We start from the raw sequence: 18479 nt of genomic DNA on the forward strand, positions 1-18479 counted from the left end.
GACAGGGCTGGGAATCGGCGCATGGCGCGCGGGTGAGCAGGAGGTGTCAGCCCCCGTGGCGCTGCATCCTTCGGATGCCTCAACCGCGAAGGGGGATGCCGCCGCCTCGCCACCCACCGGCGCCAGCTCACGTGCCACGGGTGACGCCTCCGCGAATCCCACGGTGAGCGCCAGCCGTACTCCGGCGGCGGGGACGCCGACTCGTGGCGCCCGCCCTGGCCCGCCTGGGCCCGCATCGGCTCCCAGGTCCCGGCCATCCCAGGACGCGTCACCGAGGCCCGCGACGGCGCCGGAGCCCACCAGCCAGGACCTGCCGGTTCGCGTGCCGGACGCCCAGGACTTCGCGACGCTCACGGTGGCGACGCGCCCTTGGGCCGAGGTGTTCGTGGATGGCCAGAGCCGGGGCTACACCCCTCGACTCCGAGAGCTGCGGCTGTCTCCCGGCCCGCACCGGATCCGCTTCGCCAACCCGCTGTGCGAACCCGTGGAGGAGGAACTCGACGTGGCGCCAGGAGAGACCATCTCCCGTGAGGTCTCTCTCCGGGTCCGCGACGCGGAGGTCACCATCGTCGCGCCCGAGGCGTCTCGCGTCTTCGTCGACGGTCTGGAGGTGGGCGTGGCTCCGCTGCGTGCCCCCGTGAAGCTCACGCACGGTGGACACCTGCTGTCCGCCCGCGACCCCTCAGGCCGCGTGCTGAGGCAATCGCTCGACGCCGTGGCGGGGACGCGCACCACGGTCGTGCTGGAGGCGTCGCCATGAAGACAGCCATCGTGGCCCTGCTGCTCGCGGCCTCCTCGCCCCTGGGCCCCGCTCGCGAGGCCTACCAGTCCGGGGACCTGCCGCGCGCCCGGATTGAGTTGGAGGCCCTGCTCCAGCCTCCACGCCTCTCCAACCCCCAGGAACTGGCGGAAGCCCACCTGCTCCTCTCGGCGACGCTCCACGCCCAGGAGGCCTTGCCCCGCGCGGAGCAGGAGGCCGTGGAAGGGCTCGCGCTCAACCCGGACGCGAAGCTGGACCCGCTGCTGTATCCGCCGGACTTCATCGCCTTCGTCGAACGCGTGAACGTGCAGCACCACGAGCGCATCACCCGGCGCGCCGCCGAGCATCGCCGCCCCGTGCTCCTGCCTCCGCCCGCCATCTCCGCTCCCATCCTCGTCGAATCCCGCCCGGCCTCGCGCGGCTGGTACCTGGTGCCGTTCGGCGTGGGCCACTTCGCCCACGGTCAGCGCTCGAAGGGCGCCGTGCTGGCGGTGGGGCAGGGCACGACGTTCGCCGTGTCCGCGGTGTCCCTGGGCGTGGCCCTGTCCCTGCGCGGTTCGGACGGGCGCTACTCGGCCCAGGACGCGCCCACGGCGCGCGCGTTCAACGTCTCCTATCTCGTGGGCGCCTACGCGTTCGCGGCGCTCTACGCCTACGGCGTGCTGGACGGCATGCTGTCCTCACCTTCGCCAAATCCAGACAACACCTGACGCGGCGGCCTGCCCCGGTGTAAAGGGGGCGGATGAACGACGTGAACCTGTTGGAGATTGCCCGGCGGTTCGAACACAAGCAGGCCACCTCCGCGGTGGAGCTTTCGACGAGCTCCGCGCCGCTCGCGGACGGCTGGATGGCGTTCGGTGGCGTCGGCTCCTACATCAACAAGTCATGCGGCTACGGCTTCGAACGCGACGTCACCGGCGCGGAGCTGGACGCGCTGGTGGACTTCTTCGCGTCGCGCGGCGTGGAGCCCAAGGCGGAGCTGAGCCCCTTCGCGCCGCAGTCCCTGCTGAAGGGCCTGGCGGACCGGGGCTTCGTGCTGCGTGAGTTCGAGACGGTGCTCTACCGGCCGCTGCCCGCGGGCGAGGACTTGTCGAAGCTGGCCCAGGGCACTCCCGCCGGGCTGCGCATCGAGCGGGTGGACCCGTCCGACGACGCCGCGGTCCGCCGCTTCGTGGAGGTCGCCGGCAGCGGCTTCGTCCCCGAAGGCGAGCAGATGCCGGAGGTCTTCTGGGAGATGGGCCTGAAGGCGGCGCGCAAGCCCAACTCGGATTCGTACATGGCGTGGATCGACGGCATGCCGGCGGGAGCCGGGGGCTGCGAGGTGAGCGATGGGCTCACGTCCCTGTTCGGAACGTCGGTGCTGCCGGCGTTCCGGCGGCGCGGCGTGCAGCAGGCGCTCATCGCCGCGCGGCTCCAGCGAGGCCGGGAGAAGGGCAGCGACCTGGCCGCCATCATGTCCTCGCCCGGCATCCCCACGGAGCGCAACGCCATGCGCATGGGCTTCCAGATGGCCTACTCCCGCGCCGTGCTGGTGAAGCCCGGCGCGGGGCTGGTTCCGTCACCCTGAGCGCTATGGCGAACGAGGCATGAGTGCCTCCCTCAGCCGCCCCGCGAGCCGCTGGACGTGGGGCGGTTGCAAGAGCGTGTAGTGGGTGCCGGGGAGCACCTCCCGCGTCAGCTCGCCCTGGACGTGCGCGCTCCAGCCGTCATCCCCGCGCGCCGGGTCGTCGCCCGCCTGGAGCAGGAGGACGCGGCCGGTGAACGTTCCGGGACGGTGGTGCTTCAAGGCCCGCAGGTTGTGCGTGAAGACACGCAGCAGCGTGCGCCCCTCCTGCGTGGCCGCTGCCTGCTCCGCGAGCTGACCCTGGTCGAGCTCGAACAACGCGGCCACCCGGCCCGGGTCGTCCACGTCGAACGGCACCCGGTCGTCCGTCGCCGGGCTGGGGTCGATGAGGGCCACGAACTCCACGGTCTCTCCCCGGGCCTGGAGCTGGCGGGCCATCTCGAAGGCCACCACGCCTCCCATGGACCAGCCGCCCAGCCGGTACGGGCCATGGGGCTGCACGGTGCGCACCGCGGCCACGTAGAGCGCCGCCATCGCCTCCACCGAGTCGAGCGGCGGACGGCCTCCATCAAGCCCCTGTGACTGGAGCCCGTAGAAGGGCTGCTCCGGCCCCAGCTGCTTCGCCAGCGCCGCGTACGCGAGCACGTTGCCGCCCACCGGATGGACGCAGAAGAAGGGCCGTCGCGAGCCCTCGCGCTGGATGGGCACGAGCGGAGAGAAGACCTCGGGTGCCTGACGCAGCAGCCAGGCCAGCGTCTCCACCGTGGGCGCCTGGAAGAGCGCGGCCAGCGGCAGCTCGCGGTGGAAGCGCTCCCGGATGCGCGCCATCAGCTTCACGGCGAGCAGGGAGTGTCCGCCCAGTTCGAAGAACGGCCGCGTCACGCCGATGGGCCGCACGCCCAGCAGTTCCTCCCAGAGCGCCACCAGCTCCCGCTCCAGGCCGTCGCGCGGGGAGACCTCGGTGGCTTCGGAAGGACGGGCGGCCGGGGCCTCCGGGACGTGCATCCGGCGCAGCTCCTCCTCCGTCAGCAGGGGCCTTGGGTCCAGGGGCGCGTCGGGCGCGGCGAGGAGTGTCTCCAGCAGCGTGCTCCAGCGCTCCATCAGCCGCTGGACCGTGGCTGCGTCGAAGAGGTCCGTGCTGTACGTGAGCGCTCCCTGGAAGCCCTCCGGCAGCCGCGTGAGGGCCAGGTCCAGGTCGAACTTCGCGGTCGTGGTGGTGAGCTCCATCGCCGTGAGCGTCAGGCCCGGCAGCGAGGCGTCCGGATCCGGCGTGTTGTGCAGCGCGAAGAGGGCCTGGAAGAGCGGGGTGCGGCCCAGGTCGCGCTCGGGCTGGAGTGCCTCCACCAGCCGCTCGAAGGGGAGGTCCTGGTGTTCGTACGCGCCGAGCGTGGTCGCGCGCACCTGCGCCAGCAGCTTCCGGAACGACGTGTCCCGGGGGAAGCGGGCCCGGAGGACCAGCGTGTTGACGAAGAAGCCGATGAGCCCTTCGGTCTCCGCGTGGCGGCGGTTCGCGATGGGCGAGCCCACCAGGACGTCGTCCTGTCCGGCGTACCTCGACAGCAGCCACTGGAACGCGGCCAGGAGGACCATGAAGGGCGTGGCGTTCTCGCGCTTCGCCAGCGCTTCCACCGCGTCACTCAAGGCCGGTGTCAGCTGGACGGGCAACAGGGCGCCCTGTGCGGAGCGGCGGGCCGGACGCGGCCGGTCGGTGGGCAGCGCCAGCGCATGGGGCGCTCCTTCGAGCTGGCGCTTCCACCAGCCGAGCTGTCCCTCCAGCACCGGGCCTTCCATCCACGCGGCCTGCCACCGGGCGAAGTCCGCGTACTGCACGGGCAGCTCCGGCAACGGTGACGGCTGGCCCTGGCGGAAGGCTTCGTAGAGCGCCACCAGCTCGCGCACGAGCACGCCGAACGACCAGCCGTCGGACACGCTGTGGTGCGTGCAGATGACGAGCACGTGCTCCCGGGCATCCAGACGCAGCAGGGTGAAGCGCGCCAGGGGACCGGTGCCCAGATCGAAGGGACGCAGCGCCTCCGCGTCCACGCGGCGCCAGACCTCTGCATCGCGCTGCTCCGCGGGCAGGGACTCCAGGTCCTCCGTGCGCAGCGTTCCCGTGGGCGCGGGATGGATGCGCTGGTGGGGCGTCCCGTCGTGGGTCTCGAACGTCGTGCGCAGGGCTTCGTGCCGTTGCGCCAGCGCGTCGAAGGCCCGCTGGAGCGAGGGCACATCCAGCGCACCGGTCAGACGCAGCGCGAAGGGCATGTTGTAGAGCGGGCTGCCCGGCTCCAGCTGATCGATGAACCACAGCCGCTGCTGCGCGAAGGACAGGGGCGCGAGGCCGTCCCCCTGCATCCGCGTCAGTGGAGGCAGCGCGGGCATCGCGTCCGGCAGCCTGCGCGCGAGCGCGGCCACGGTGGGTGCTTCGAAGAGGGTCCGGACGCGCAGCTCCACGCCGAAGTGCGCGCGCACCCGGGCCACCACCTGCGTGGCCAGGATGGAGTGCCCGCCCAGTTCGAAGAAGTTGTCGTGACGGCCCACGCGGGGCACGCGGAGCAGTTCCTCCCAGATGGAGGCCAGGCGCGCTTCCGCGGGAGTGGCGGGAGGCTCCGAGCTTCGAGCGGGGAGCCTCGACGCATCCGGTGCGGGCAGGGCCTTGCGGTCCACCTTGCCGTTCGGCGTCAGGGGCAGGACGGGCAGGGCGAGGACGGCGGCCGGCACCATGTAATCGGGCAGGTGTCCGCGCAGGTGCTCATGCAGCGGAGCGGTGTCCACCTCTGGCGTGACGTAGGCCACGAGTCGCGCGTCGCCCGGGACGTCCTCGCGGACCAGGGCCACGGCGTCGCGGACGCCCGGCTGTGCGCGCAGCAGGGTTTCAATCTCGCCAGGTTCGATGCGGTGGCCGCGCAGCTTCACCTGGAAATCCAGGCGGCCCATGAACTCGAGCGTCCCGTCCTCGCGCCAGCGGGCCTTGTCGCCCGTGCGGTACAGGCGCGCGCCGGGCTCCGTGGAGAACGGGTCCGGCATGAAGCGCTCGGCGGTCAGGTGCGGCCGGCCCAGGTAGCCGCGTGCGACGCCCTCACCGGCGAAGCACAGCTCTCCGGGAAGACCGAAGGGCACCAGCTCCTGCCGCTCGTCGAGCACGTACGCGCGCAGGTTGTCCAACGGCCTCCCGATGACGGGCAGGGCGTGTGACGTCGCTGGGATGTCCCAGACGGTGGCGTCCACGGTGCATTCCGTGGGGCCGTAGGCGTTGAAGGCCCGAGTGCGCCGGGTCGTGGCGAGCCGCTGCCACATCACCTCGTCCAGCGCCTCACCGCCCACCAGGATGAGTGACGGCACGCGGGAGCGCTCCAGCATTCCGGCGTCCAGGAGGAGCCTCAGTTGCGCGGGCGTGCAGTCCAGCGCGTCCACCCGCTTCTCCTCCAGCCACGTGAGCATCCGCTCCGGCTCCAGCCGGAGGTCTTCCGGAACAGGGCACAGGCAGTGGCCCCCCAGCAGTTGGAGCACCTGCTCGATGGAGGCGTCGAAGAACAGGGGAGCGTTGACGCTGACGCGGAGCCCCGAGGGCTGATCCGCATAGGCGGTCCGCAGCAGCGCATGGCGCAGGTGCAGCAGCGATCGGTGCCGCACCATCACACCCTTGGGCGTGCCGGTGGAGCCGGACGTGTAGATGACGTAGGCGAGGTTCCCCGAACCCGCCGCCGGCGGCAGGTTGTCCGAAAACCTGTCCGACTGTCGGACAGGTTCGCGGTTCTTCGGCGCCGCCGCCCCGGTCTCCACAAACCTGTCCGGCTGTCCGACAGGTTCGACGGCTCCCGCCGTCGACCCGGCCTCGCCAAACCTGTCCGACTGTCCGACAGGTTCGCGGTTCCCAGTCGCTACCGGAGCCCCCTCGCTGAACCTGTCCGAGTGTCCGACAGGTTCGTGGTTCACCGGCGCTGCCGGCGGGCTTTGGCTCAGCCTGTCCGACTGTCCGACAGGTTCGCGGTTTCTTGGCGCTGCCGGCGGGCCTTCGATCAACCTGTCCGAGTGTCCGACAGGTTCGAGGGCTCCCGCCGCTGAGCCGGTTTCCTCAAACCTGTCCGACTGTCGGACAGGTTTTTCGTCGAGCCGCACCAGGTGGGCCACCTCCGGCCGCCATGCTTCTTGCAGGGCTCGCGTCGTCACCAGGACGGTCGCGCCACAATCCTTGAGGACGAACGATCTGCGCGCGGCGGGGGCGGAGGGGTCCAGCGGCACGAAGGCGCCCCCGGCCTTGTTCACCGCGAGCAGCGCGATGATGGCCTCCGCCGAACGCTCCAGGCACAGGGCCACCGTCACCTCCGGGCCCACGCCCAGCGACCGCAGGTGCCAGGCGAGCTGGTTGGCTCGGGCGTTGAGCTGCCGGAAGGACAGCGTCGTGTCTCCGAACACCACCGCGTCCGCGTCTGGCGTCCTCGCCACCTGCTCCTCGAAGCGGCCGTGCAGCGTGCCTTCGCCGTCGAAGGGCGACGTGCTTCCGGCCAGGTCGCCCAGGAGCTTTCGCCGTTCCTCTTCGGACACGAGTGACAGTCCGGACAGTGGTGCATCCGGATGCGTGAGCACCGCGTCCAGCAGCACGCTCAGGTGGGTGAGGAGCCGCGCCATGCTGGGACGCCCGAAGAGGTCCGTGGCGTACTCGAGCGTTCCCCGGTAGCCGTCCTCGCGGCGGTTCAAGTCCAGGCTCAGGTCGAACTGGGACGTGGTGCGCTCCGCAAGGGCGGCGGGGCGCACGGTGAGGCCCGGCAGCGACAGCTCCGGCACCGGCGCGTTCTGGAGCGCGAACATCACCTGGAACAGCGGCATGCGCCCCAGGTCGCGCGTCGTCTGAAGGGACTCCACCAGCCGTTCGAACGGGACATCCTGGTGCTCGTAGGCGCCCAGCGTGGTGGCGCGCACCCGCGTCAGCAGTTCCCGGAACGTCGTCCGCGCGCTGAAGCTTCCGCGCAGCACCAGCGTGTTGACGAAGAAGCCGATGAGCCCTTCGGTCTCCGCGTGGCGACGGTTCGCGATGGGCGTGCCCACCAACACGTCGTCCTGGCCGGAGTAGCGGTGCAGCACTGTCTGGAAGGCCGCGAGCAGCACCATGAAGGGGGTGGCGCCTTCCTGCTTCGCCAGGGCTTCCACCCGCTCGGATAGCGGCAGGGGCAGGTGCACCGGCACGGTGTCACCGCGCTGGGTGGAGACCGCGGGCCGGGGTTTGTCAGTGGGCAGCTCCAGCGCTCGCGGCGCTCCTTCGAGTTGCTGGGCCCACCACTCGAGCTGTGCCTCCAGGGCTTCTCCCTGGAGCCATGCGCGCTGCCAGAGCGCGTAGTCCGCGTACTGCACGGGCAGCTCCGGGAGCGCGGGCGGCCGGTCCTCACGCAGGGCCGCGTAGAGAGCGGTGAGCTCCCGCACCATCACCCCCAGCGACCAGCCGTCGGAGACGATGTGATGCAGGTGGAGCACCAGCACGTGCTCGTCCTTCGCGAGCCTGAGCAGCAGCGCTCGGATGACCGGTCCTCGCTCCAGGTCGAAGGGCCGCTGGGACTCCAGCGTCGCCAGGCGCTCCGCTTCGTGCAGCCGGGCTTCGGCGTCCTCCAGCGTGGACAGGTCCACGTGCTCCAGCGGCACGCTGGCCCGCGCGTGGATGTGCTGCACGGGCTGGCCCGCCTCCATGCGGAAGGTGGTGCGCAGGGCTTCGTGCCTTGCCATCAGCGCATCCAGGCTTCCCTTCAGCGCGGCTTCGTCCAGCGCGCCCAGCAGCCGCAAAGCGACGGGCATGTTGTAGAGGGCGCTTCCCGGCTCGAGCTGATCGATGAACCACAGCCGCTGCTGCGCGAACGACAGGGGCAACAGCGGAGGCCTTGGGGCGCTGACGAGGGGAGGCACGTGGGCGTGATGATTCGTGGCGGCGCCCAGATGCCGGGCGAGCGCGGCCACGGTGGGCGCGTTGAACAGCTCCCCCAGGGGCAGCTCCACGCCCAGTACCGTGCGGATGCGCGACACCACCTGCGTGGCCAGGAGCGAATGGCCGCCCAGGTCGAAGAAGTCGTCGTGGATGCCCACCGCCTCCACGTGCAGCACCTCCGCCCAGATGGCCGCGAGCTGGGACTCCAGCGCGTTGCGCGGGGCTTCGCGCTGGGACCCGGTGGACGTGGGCGCTTCGGGCGCGGGCAGGGCCTTGCGGTCCACCTTGCCGTTGGGGGACAGCGGCAGGGAGGGCAGCGCCACCCAGGCAGCCGGCACCATGTAGTCGGGGAGCTGCCGCTGCGCGTGTTCCTTCACCCGGTCGGTGCCATCGCTGTCCTCTTCGAGGACCACGTAGGCCACGAGCCGCTTCTCTCCGGGCACGTCCTCGCGCGCGAGCACCACGGCCTCGCGCACGTCCGGGACCTGGCGCAGCACGGCTTCTATCTCCCCGGGTTCGATGCGGAAGCCTCGCAGCTTGAGCTGGAAGTCGGTGCGGCCCAGGAACTCCAGCGTGCCGTCGTCGCGCCAGCGGGCCCGGTCTCCCGTGCGGTACAGGCGCGCTCCCGGCGTGGCGGAGTGGGGATGGGGGATGAACCGCTCGGCGGTGAGGTCCGGCAGCTGGAGGTAGCCCCAGGCGAGGCCGTCTCCGCCGACGTACAGCTCACCGGGGAGCCCCGGCGGCAGGGGCTGGAGGTGCGCGTCCAGCACCCACGCGCTGGAGTTCGCCAGCGGCCGCCCGATGGGCACCGAGCGCTCCACCGTGTCTCCAGCCCGCAGCGTGTGCGTGGTGGAGAAGGTCGTGTTCTCCGTGGGGCCGTACCCGTTGACGAGCACGGCGTCCGGCGCCATCCGCGACAGGTGCTCCCGCACGCGAGGCACGGGCAGCACGTCGCCTCCCGCCAGCACCTGCCGCACTCCCGCGAGCGTGGCGCCTTCGTGCAGGACCATCTGCTCGAAGAGGGCGGCGGTGAGCCACAGCGTGGTGACGCCCTCCACGACGAGCAGCGTGCCCAGCTCCGACAGCGAGAGCGCTCGCGGCGGTGCGAGCACCAGCTTCGCGCCATGCAGCAGCGCGCCCCAGAGCTCCAGCGTGGACGCATCGAACGCGACCGGCGCGGCCTGGAGGAACACCTGCTCCGGACCGAACGTGATGAAGCCGTTGCCCCGGACGAGCCGCACGATGCCCCGGTGGGGCACGCTGACGCCCTTGGGGCGGCCCGTGCTGCCTGACGTGAACATCACGTAGGCCAGCGCCTCCGCGGGCACCCGCACGTCCAGCGCCGTGTCCGGCTGCTTCGCGAGGAGGCCCCCCTCCGCGTCCAGCAGCACGAGGAGCCCGGCCACCGCCGGCAGCTCGTCCGCCAGCGCCTCCTGTGTGACGAGCACACCGACGCCCGCCTCCTGGAGCACCCAGGCCGTACGGTCCGCGGGAGCCTTCGCCTCCACGGGCACGTAGGCCGCGCCCGCCTTGAGGATGCCGAGCATGCCGGTGATCAGCTCCGGCGAACGCTCCACGCACAGCCCCACGCGGTCCCCGGGCCTCACTCCCATCCGGCGCAGGTGGTGCGCGAGCTGGTTCGAGCGTCGATCCAGTTCGCCGTAGGTGAGTTCACGCGCGACGTTCCCGGCCGGCATCCTCACGGCGACGGCGTCCGGCGTGCGTGCGGCCTGCTCCGCGAACAGCGCGGGCACGGAGGCGTCGCGTGGGTACTCCGTCCCGGCGCCGTTCCGGGTGACGAGCACCTGCCTCCGCTCCTCGGGAGTCAGCAGGGGCAGGCGGGTCAGCGGGGTCGTGGGCGAAGCCACCGCGGCGTCGAGCAGCACCTGAAGCTGCCGGGCCATCCCGGCCACCGTGCCGGGGGTGAACAGGGCGGTGTTGAAGTTGAGGCCTCCCGTGAAGCCCTCGGGCGCGCGGTGCAGCAGCAGCTCCAGGTCGAAGCGGATGGCGCCCGGGTCGGCGTTCATCGGCTGGAGCGTCAGGCCGGGCAGGGCGAGCGGCGGCAACGGCGCGTTCTGCAGCGTGAAGGTGACCTGGAAGAACGGCGTGCGGGACGCGTCGCGTGCCGGATGCAGGTCCTCGACGAGCTTTTCGAACGGGAGGTCCTGGTGCTCGTAGGCACCCAGGGTCGCGTCTCGCACGCGCGTCAGCAGGGTGAGGAACGTGTCGTCCTCGCGCAGCCGGGTGCGCAGGACGACGGTGTTCGCGAAGTAGCCGATGAGCGGTTCGGACTCGGCGTGGCGGCGGCCCGCGATGGGGGAGCCCACCAGCACATCATCCTGACCGGCGTAGCGGCCGAGCAGCACCTGGAACGCGGCCAGCAGCACCATGTACGGCGTGGCGCCCTCGCGCTTCGCCAGGGCCTCCAGCGCTTCGCTGGACGCCTGTGGGAGCGTGAACGGCGTCAGGGCGCCCTGGAAGGTCTGCCGGGCCGGACGCGGATGATCCGTGGGCAGCTCCAGGTGTGACGGCGCGCCTTCCAGCTGCCGCCGCCAGTAGCCGAGCTGCGAGTCCAGCACCGCGCCCTGCAACCAGCCGCGCTGCCACAGCGCGTGGTCGGCGTACTGCACGGGCAGCTCCGGGAGCGGCGCGGGGAGGTTCTGGGAGAGGGCGGTGTAGAGCGCGCCCATCTCTCGCACCAGGACGCCGGTGGACCAGCCGTCGGAGATGATGTGGTGCAGGTTCAGCACCAGCACGTGCTCCGTGGGGGACAGCTTCAGCAGCAGGGCCCGGAGGAGGGGACCCTGCTCCAGGTCGAACGGGGTGCGTGCTTCCTCGCGGGCCAGGTGGCCGGCCTCGGCGCGGCGCTGCTCCAGGTCCGGGAGGCCGGTGAGGTCCACCTGTCGCAACGGGAGCGGACCGGGCGCGTGGATGACCTGCTCCGGCGCGCCTTCGTATTCGCGGAACGTGGTGCGCAGGGCTTCATGACGGCGCACCAGCCGGTCGAAGCTCCGCTGGAGCGCGCCGACGTCGAGCGTGCCCTCCAGGAGGAGCGAGAACGGCATGTTGTAGGCCGTGTCCGCCGCGCCCAGTTGATGGATGAACCACAGCCGCTGCTGCGCGAACGACAGCGGAAGCACGGCGGGCCGGACCGCTCGGGTCAACGGTGTGAGGCCCGTGGGCTCGGCCGGCGTGGGCGCGACGGTGTGGGTGGGCGTGATGCGCCGGGCGAGCGCTTCCACCGTGGGCGCTTCGAACAGCGTGCGCAGCGGCAGTTCCTGGCCCAGGCGTGCACGCACGCGCGCGGCCACCTGCGTCGCGAGAAGGGAGTGTCCCCCCAGCTCGAAGAAGCTGTCGCGAACGCCGACCTGCGTGATGCCGAGCACCTGCGAGAAGATCTCCGCCAGGGCCCGCTCGGTGTCATCGCGTGGAGCGATGGGGCCGGTGCGGCCGGCGGTGGTGGGGGCGTCCGGAGCGGGCAGGGCCTTGCGGTCCACCTTGCCGCTGGAGGTGAGCGGCAGGGCCTCCAGGCGGACGAAGGCGGAGGGCACCATGTACTCGGGCAGCCGCGCTTGCAGGAACGCGCGCAGCCCCGTCACGTCGAGCATCCTGCCTTCCGTGCTGACGTAGGCGACGAGGCGCGGGCCTCCCGTGCCCTCCTGGCGGACGACGCACACGCTGTCGCGCACGCCCGGCCAGGACTGGACCGCTGCCTCGATGTCGCCGGGCTCGATGCGGAAGCCGCGCAGCTTCACCTGGAAGTCCGCTCGGCCCAGGTACTCCAGCGTGCCGTCGGGGCGCCACCGGGCGATGTCGCCCGTGCGGTACATGCGGGCTCCGGGCGTGGTGCTGAAGGCATCGGGGAGGAAGCGCTCGGCGGTGAGGGTGGGGCGGCGCCAGTAGCCCCGGCCCACCTGCGCGCCTCCGATGAACAGCTCGCCCGGGATGCCCATGGGCACCGGCTGGCCGTGGCGATCCAGGACGTACATCGCCGTGTTGGCCACGGGCCGGCCGATGGGGACGACTCGCAAGCCCGTGTCGCGTGGGCACTCCCATGACGTCACGTCCACGGCGGCTTCGGTGGGGCCGTAGAGGTTGTGAAGCGTGGTGTGTGGCAGCCTGCTTTGTGCACGGAGGACCAGGTCCGCGGGCAGGGCTTCGCCGCTGCACATCACCTGGCGCAGGCGCGTCAGGGACTCCAGGCCGGGTTCCTCCACGAACGCGCGCAGCATGGACGGCACGAAGTGCGCGGTCGTCACGCCCTCGCGCGCCATCAGCGCCATGAGGTAGTCCGGCTCCTGGTGTCCTCCGGGCCGCGCGAGCACCAGCCTCGCGCCCGTCATCAGGGGCCAGAAGAACTCCCATACGGACACGTCGAAGCTGAACGGCGTCTTCTGCAGCACCGTGTCGTCAGGCGTCAGGACGTAGCGCCCCTGCATCCAGCGCAGCCGGTTCACGATGCCCGCGTGCGCGTTCATCGCGCCCTTGGGACGGCCCGTGCTGCCGGACGTGAAGATGACGTAGGCGAGCGAGTCCTCACCGGCCAGGGGCACTGGGCGGGTCGTGGATTCTCGCGCGATGGTCTCCCACTGGGTGTCCAGCGAGATGACCTGCGCGGGCAACAGGGCGCGGAAGCGCTCCTGGACGAGGAGCACGGGCGCACCGGTGTCCTCCAGCATCCCGGCGAGCCGTTCCGCGGGCGTGGCTGGATCCAGCGGCACGTAGGCGGCTCCAGACTTCAGGATGCCCAGCAGTGCGACGACCATCTCCAGCGAGCGTTCCAGGCAAACGCCTACCAGCGTCTCCGGGCCCGCACCGTGCGCCCGCAGGTGGTGCGCGAGCTGGTTCGCACGGGCGTCGAGCTGTGCGTACGTGAGGCGCTGGTCCTCGAACTGGACCGCGATGGCTTCCGGCGTGCGCTCCGCTTGCGCTTCGAACAGTTGGTGGAGCGTGGCGCCTCGCGGGTACTCCACGCGCGTGTCGTTCCATCCGCGCAGCACCTGTTCGCGTGCGGCCGGGGTGAGCAGGGGCAGGGTGGTGACCGGGGCGTCCGGTGTGGCGACGACGGCCTTCGCCAGCTCGGTCAGGTGCTCCGCCATGCGCTCCAGCGTCGCGGCGTCGAAGAGGGCGGTGGCGTACTCCAGGCGGCAGCGCAGCCCATCGCGTTGCTCATAGACCTCCAGGGTCAGGTCGAACTTGGACGTCGTCACCGGCACGTCCACGCCGCCAATCTGGAGCCCGGCGCCTCCGGTCGTCTGCGCCTCCGGCACGTTGATGACGTTGAGGATGACCTGGAACACCGGCGTGCGGCTCAGGTCTCGCGGCACCTGGAGCACGTCCACCAGCTGCTCGAACGGCATGTCCTGGCGTGCGTAGGCGCCCAGGGCCTGCTGCTTCACGCGGGCCACGAGTTGCCGGAAGCCCGGAGCCCCGCCGAGCTTCGCCCGGAAGGCGAGCGTGTTGACGAAGCAGCCCAGCAGGCCCTCCACCTCGGGACGCGACCGGCCGGCGATGGGGGTGCCCACCGCGAAGTCGTCCTGTCCGGACGTGCGGGAGAGCAGCACCTGGAACAGCGCCATCAGGACCATGAAGGACGTCGCGCCTTCGCGGCGGCCCAGCGCGAGCAGGGGCTCGGACAGCTCGCGAGGCAGGTGGAACGCGTGGGCGGCGCCCGCGTAGGACTGCGCAGCGGGGCGAGGACGGTCGGTGGGCAGCTCCAGCGGCGGCGTGCCCTGGAGTTGGTCCCTCCACCAACGCCCTTGCTCGTCCAGCACCGGGCCCGTCAGCCATGTACGCTGCCACACGGCGTAGTCGGCGTATTGCACCGGCAGCGGCGGCAGGACGGACGGGACACCCGCGCTCGCGCAGGCGTAGAGGACGGGCAGCTCGCGGCTGAGGACCAGCGCGCACCAGGCGTCGGAGACGACGTGGTGCAGGAGCAGATGGAGGACGTGCGTGTCGGGAGCCAGCCGCAGCAGCAGTGCGCGCGCCACGGGGCCCGTGTCCAGACGGAAGGGCGTGGCGGTGTACGCCTGGCAGCGGCGAAGCATGGCGGCTTCCCGCGCTTCGGCCGTGGCGCCGGGAACATCTTCGAACTCCAGGGGAAGGGTGCCGGTCGCGTGGATGACCTGCACGGCCCCGGTGTCGCCCAGCGCATAGGTGGTGCGCAGGACCTCATGACGCTCCACGAGCGAGTGGAGCGCCGTCTGGAGTGCGCTGACGTTCAGCGTCCCCGTGAGCCGGAAGATGATCGCGTTGTTGTACGCGGTGCTCTCCGGCTCCAGCTCCTGGAGGTACCAGAGGCGCTGCTGCGCGAACGACAGAGGCAACGGTTGGTCGCGAGGCGCGCGAGGAATCGCTTGGAGAGCACCGGCCGCCACGACCTTGGACCCTGTAGATGCCGCGCGAGGGTCAGCGGGGGAGGCCGAAGTGACGGCAGTGCCTGTCGCAGGGAGCTGCACCGTGCCTTGCGTGGCGTCCGACGCCGTCGTTGTTCCGGCACCAGCGAGTGTGCCGGGGGCAGCCGGACGCGCTCCCGCTGCCGCGTGCACTGTCAGAGCCGAAGCATTCGCTTCGGAAAGCGCAGGGCGCGCTGAGGGCAACTTGAAACCAGGAAGGTTCACGGCCTCGACGCGCCCGTCCGCGCGCAGGCGCACGGCGCGGCCCGTGCGGTACAGGCTCGCGGATGCGTGCAGCGGATGCGGCACCAATCGGTCCGGCGCATCCCCCTTCGCCCGCCACAGCGCGATGGGCAGCCCCGCTCCGGACAACGCCAGCTCTCCCACGACGCCCGCGGGCACGGGCGCCCCCGCCGCGTCCAGCACCCAGACGTCCAGGCCCGGAGGCAGCTTCTCCTCGGGCGCACGCGGCAACAGGCCGCCATCCCGGGCCTCTCCCGCGATCAGCACATCGCCGCCCGCCGTGCGCTGGAGCGCCGACGCCAGCTCCTCCGACGCGTTCTCCAGGACCCACGCCCCCACCGGGGCCAGGGCCTCGCGCGCTCCCGTCAGGTCCGTCAATGCACGGGCCAGCCGGGCCGTGGTGTTCACCAGCACCGCGCCGGACTGCTTCGCCAGCGACAACAGCTCCCCGGCATCCGTCTCCTGCTCGCCGAGCACGCGCCGCGAGTGGGACGCCGCATCGGCGGCCACTGCCTCCCTCGCCCTGGCCAGGCGCCGGAGCCCTTCCAGGACGACCGGCGTCTCCAACCCGAAGTCGATGAGGCACGTCACCTCATCCACATCCGAGGCCCGCACGTCGCGCAGCCGCTGGATGCCGCTCTCCACCGTGCCGATGAGGCCGGTGCCCTTCGCGTGGTGCTCGAAGGTGTGCTCCAGCAGCGCGTCGATGTCCTCTCGGGACACCTTGGCGATCTCTCCCTGGTACCCCTGCGCCGCGAGCAGCGACGCCGTGATGTCCGCCGAGCTCCGGAAGTACGCCAGCAGCGGCTTGCGCACCTGCCGCAGGACCTCCGCCTCGTCGTCGCCCAGGTAGGTGTGCAGCATGCACGTGATGTGGCCCCGGCCCGGGTGGCCGTTGCGGCGCCATGCCTCGCGGTAGAGCGCCACCTTCGGCTTCAGCTCCTCCAGCGAGTGCGCGAAGAGGCCCGTGAGCACGCCCGCGCCCAGCTCGCCCGCCAGCCGGAAGGTCTCCGGGTTCGCGGTGGCGGTGAGCCACACGGGCAGCTCGCGCTGCACCGGCTTCGGGCGCAGGCCCACCTCCACGGTGACGCCGTTGCCGCCGGGACGGCGCAGGCGCTCGCCCCGCCACAGGCCTCGCAGTGTCTCCAGGTGGCGCAGCAGGATGTTGCGCCGGTCCGCGTAGTTGCCGGGCGCGAAGATGAAGTCCTGCACGTGCCAGCCCGTCGCCACGGACACGTCCACGCGGCCCTGCGACAGGTTGTCCACCACGGCCCACTGCTCCGCGACCAGCAGCGGATCATGCAGCGGCAACACCACGCTGCCGGATCGCAGGCGCAGGTTGCGCGTGACGGACGCGAGCGCCGCGGAGACCACCGCGGGCTGCGGGTAGATGCCGCCAAACGAGTGGAAGTGACGCTCGGGCGTCCAGATGGCGGAGAAGCCATTCGCGTCCGCGAACTTCGCGCCCTCCATCAGCAGTTCGTACTTGGGCCCGGTGAGCGAATCCTCGTCGTTGGCGAAGTACGACAGGCTGACCTGGAGCGGACGCGTCTTCTGCTCGCCCGAAGCCTCGCGGCGCGACGTGGAGGCCTCCGAAGGGAACAGCACGCGCAGGCCGCGGGACAGGGCCCAGAGCGCTTCCAGCTCGGGCTTCTGGGGAGCGGGTTCGGAGGCGGCGAGCCAGGTGGTTCCCGGCGCCGGACGCAGCCGCGCATCCAGGCCCGCGAAGAAGCCCGTGAGCGACGTGTGGCTCAAGGCCCACGCGGGCTGGCCCGCGCCCATGGGCAGCAGCCACGCCAGGGACTCCGGCGAGGGGAGCGCGAGCGTCTCTGTCACGGGCGACCCGTCACCCAGCTCCTCCTCGACGTGCAGGACGCGCGAGGACTCCAGACGCGCGGACGTGAAGAGTCCGCGCCAGGTGACAAGCCAGGGCGCGACGCTGCCCTCCACGGCGTAGACGGCCAGCGAGTCCAGGTCGGTGGGCCCGAGCGCCACCGGCGCGCCCCCGGCCTCCAGGACACCCCACAGCGCCGCCAGCTTCTCCGGCGACGCTCGGAGGCAGAGCGCCACGGGCTCTCCCGGCCGGAGCCCCTGCTCCCGCAGCCGCAGGGCGAGCCGTCTCGCGCGAGAGGCCAGCTCCCGCCAGGTCCAGGTGCGTCCGGCCTGCTGTACGGCGACGGCGTCCGGTTGCCGCAGCGCGTGTTCACGCAGCCTCGCGGGCAGGACGGGGGCCTGCGTGACGGGCGGCGGAACGGGCCATGACTGGCGCTCGGCCTCGGTGGCCAGCGGGAGGCGGGAGAGGCGCTCCTCGGGCCGGGCCAGCGCCGCGCCGAGCAGCACCTGGAGGTGCTCCAGCATCCGCCTCGCGGTGGAGGCGTCGAACAGCTCCGTCGCGTACTCCAGCGCGCCGTGCACGCGGCCGGGTTCCTCGGTGAGGATGAGCGTCAGGTCCGACAGCGTGGCGCCCCATTGCACGGGCGTGCCCGGGACTTCGATGAACGTGCCTCGCGCTCCGACGGCGGTCAGCGCGTCGCCGCCCATTTCCAGATTTGAGTGGTAGACGAACACCGTGTCCGTCATGCGCTCCCGGCCGATGTCGCGCCCGGGGACGAGCTGTTCGACCAGCAGCTCGAACGGTACATCCGGCCGCGACTGCACGTCGGTGACCTCGCGCCGCACGCGGTGCAGGAGGTCGCGGAAGCTCGGGTCGTCCCCGACGTGCGTGCGGAACGCGGCCGAGTGCGCCACGTACCCGATGAGCGGCAGCAGCTCCGGACGCGTGCGGTTGCCAATGGGCGTGCCGACGATGAGGTCCGCCTGCCCGGTGTAGCGGTGCAGGAGCGCGTTCCACGCGGCGAGCACCGTCATGTACGACGTGAAGCCCTCACTGCGCCCGAAGGCGACCAGGGCCTCGGCGAGCTCCGGCGGGAAGTCCAGCACCATGCGCTCGGAGGTGAGCGGGCAGCTCGGGGGCCGGGGCCGGTCCGTGGGGATGCCGAGCTGCCGGGGCATGCCGGCCAGCCGCTGCCGCCACCACTGCTCCTGCTCCGGGAAGCGCGCCTCCGCGAGCGACCGCCGCTGCCACGCGCCGAAGTCCGCGTACTGCACGGGCAGGGGCGCCAGCGGGGACGGACGGCCCTGGAGGAAGGCGGCGTAGAGCTGGCCCACCTCCTGGAGGAAGAGGGACGTGGACAGCGTGTCGCAGACGATGTGGTGGATGGCGCAGACCAGCAGGTGCAGGTCCGCGCGCAGGCGCACGAGCGTGGTGCGGAGGACGGGGCCACGCGCCAGGTCGAACGGGCGCGCGGCGTCCTCGCGGGCGATGTGGAGGGCGGCCTCCTCGCGTGCCTCCGGCGTGCCTTCCACCTCCACGATGGGGAGCGGGATGCGCACGTGGGGATGGAAGCGCTGCACGGGCCGGCCGTCCACGGCGTCGTAGGTGGTGCGCAGGGACTCGTGGCGCTGGACGACCTCCTGGATGGCGCGCTCCAGGACGGAGGCGTCGGCGGGGCCCTCCAGGCGCAGGACGAAGGGAATCGTGTACGCGGACAGTCCGGGGAGGTGCTGCTCCAGGCGCCAGACGCGCTCCTGCACGAAGGACAGGGG

Annotated in this window: 4 protein-coding genes; 3 read left to right on the forward strand and 1 reads right to left on the reverse strand. The window is 71.8% G+C overall.

The genetic code is table 11. From position 1 onward, the window contains the following. The 3 genes from D7X55_RS44705 to D7X55_RS18055 form a co-directional block, all read left to right on the forward strand. Positions 1-760: PEGA domain-containing protein (locus D7X55_RS44705; protein ID WP_121723720.1), on the forward strand; the 760-nt coding region annotated here is incomplete at its 5' end. Beyond that, positions 757-1470, forward strand: coding sequence for a hypothetical protein (locus D7X55_RS18050; RefSeq protein WP_120548597.1), 714 nt, complete (start codon positions 757-759; stop codon positions 1468-1470). The genes D7X55_RS44705 and D7X55_RS18050, both read left to right, overlap by 4 nt. Positions 1471-1502: 32 nt before the next feature. Beyond that, positions 1503-2327: a GNAT family N-acetyltransferase gene (locus D7X55_RS18055; protein WP_121723721.1), complete on the forward strand. Its 825-nt coding sequence runs from the start codon at positions 1503-1505 to the stop codon at positions 2325-2327. A gap of 3 nt (positions 2328-2330) precedes the next feature. Here the strand turns inward: D7X55_RS18055 and D7X55_RS18060 are convergent. Further along, positions 2331-18479: non-ribosomal peptide synthetase (locus tag D7X55_RS18060; protein ID WP_147470138.1), on the reverse strand; the 16149-nt coding region annotated here is incomplete at its 5' end.

Source organism: Corallococcus sp. AB049A (genome assembly GCF_003668885.1).
Taxonomy (GTDB): Bacteria; Myxococcota; Myxococcia; order Myxococcales; family Myxococcaceae; genus Corallococcus; species Corallococcus interemptor.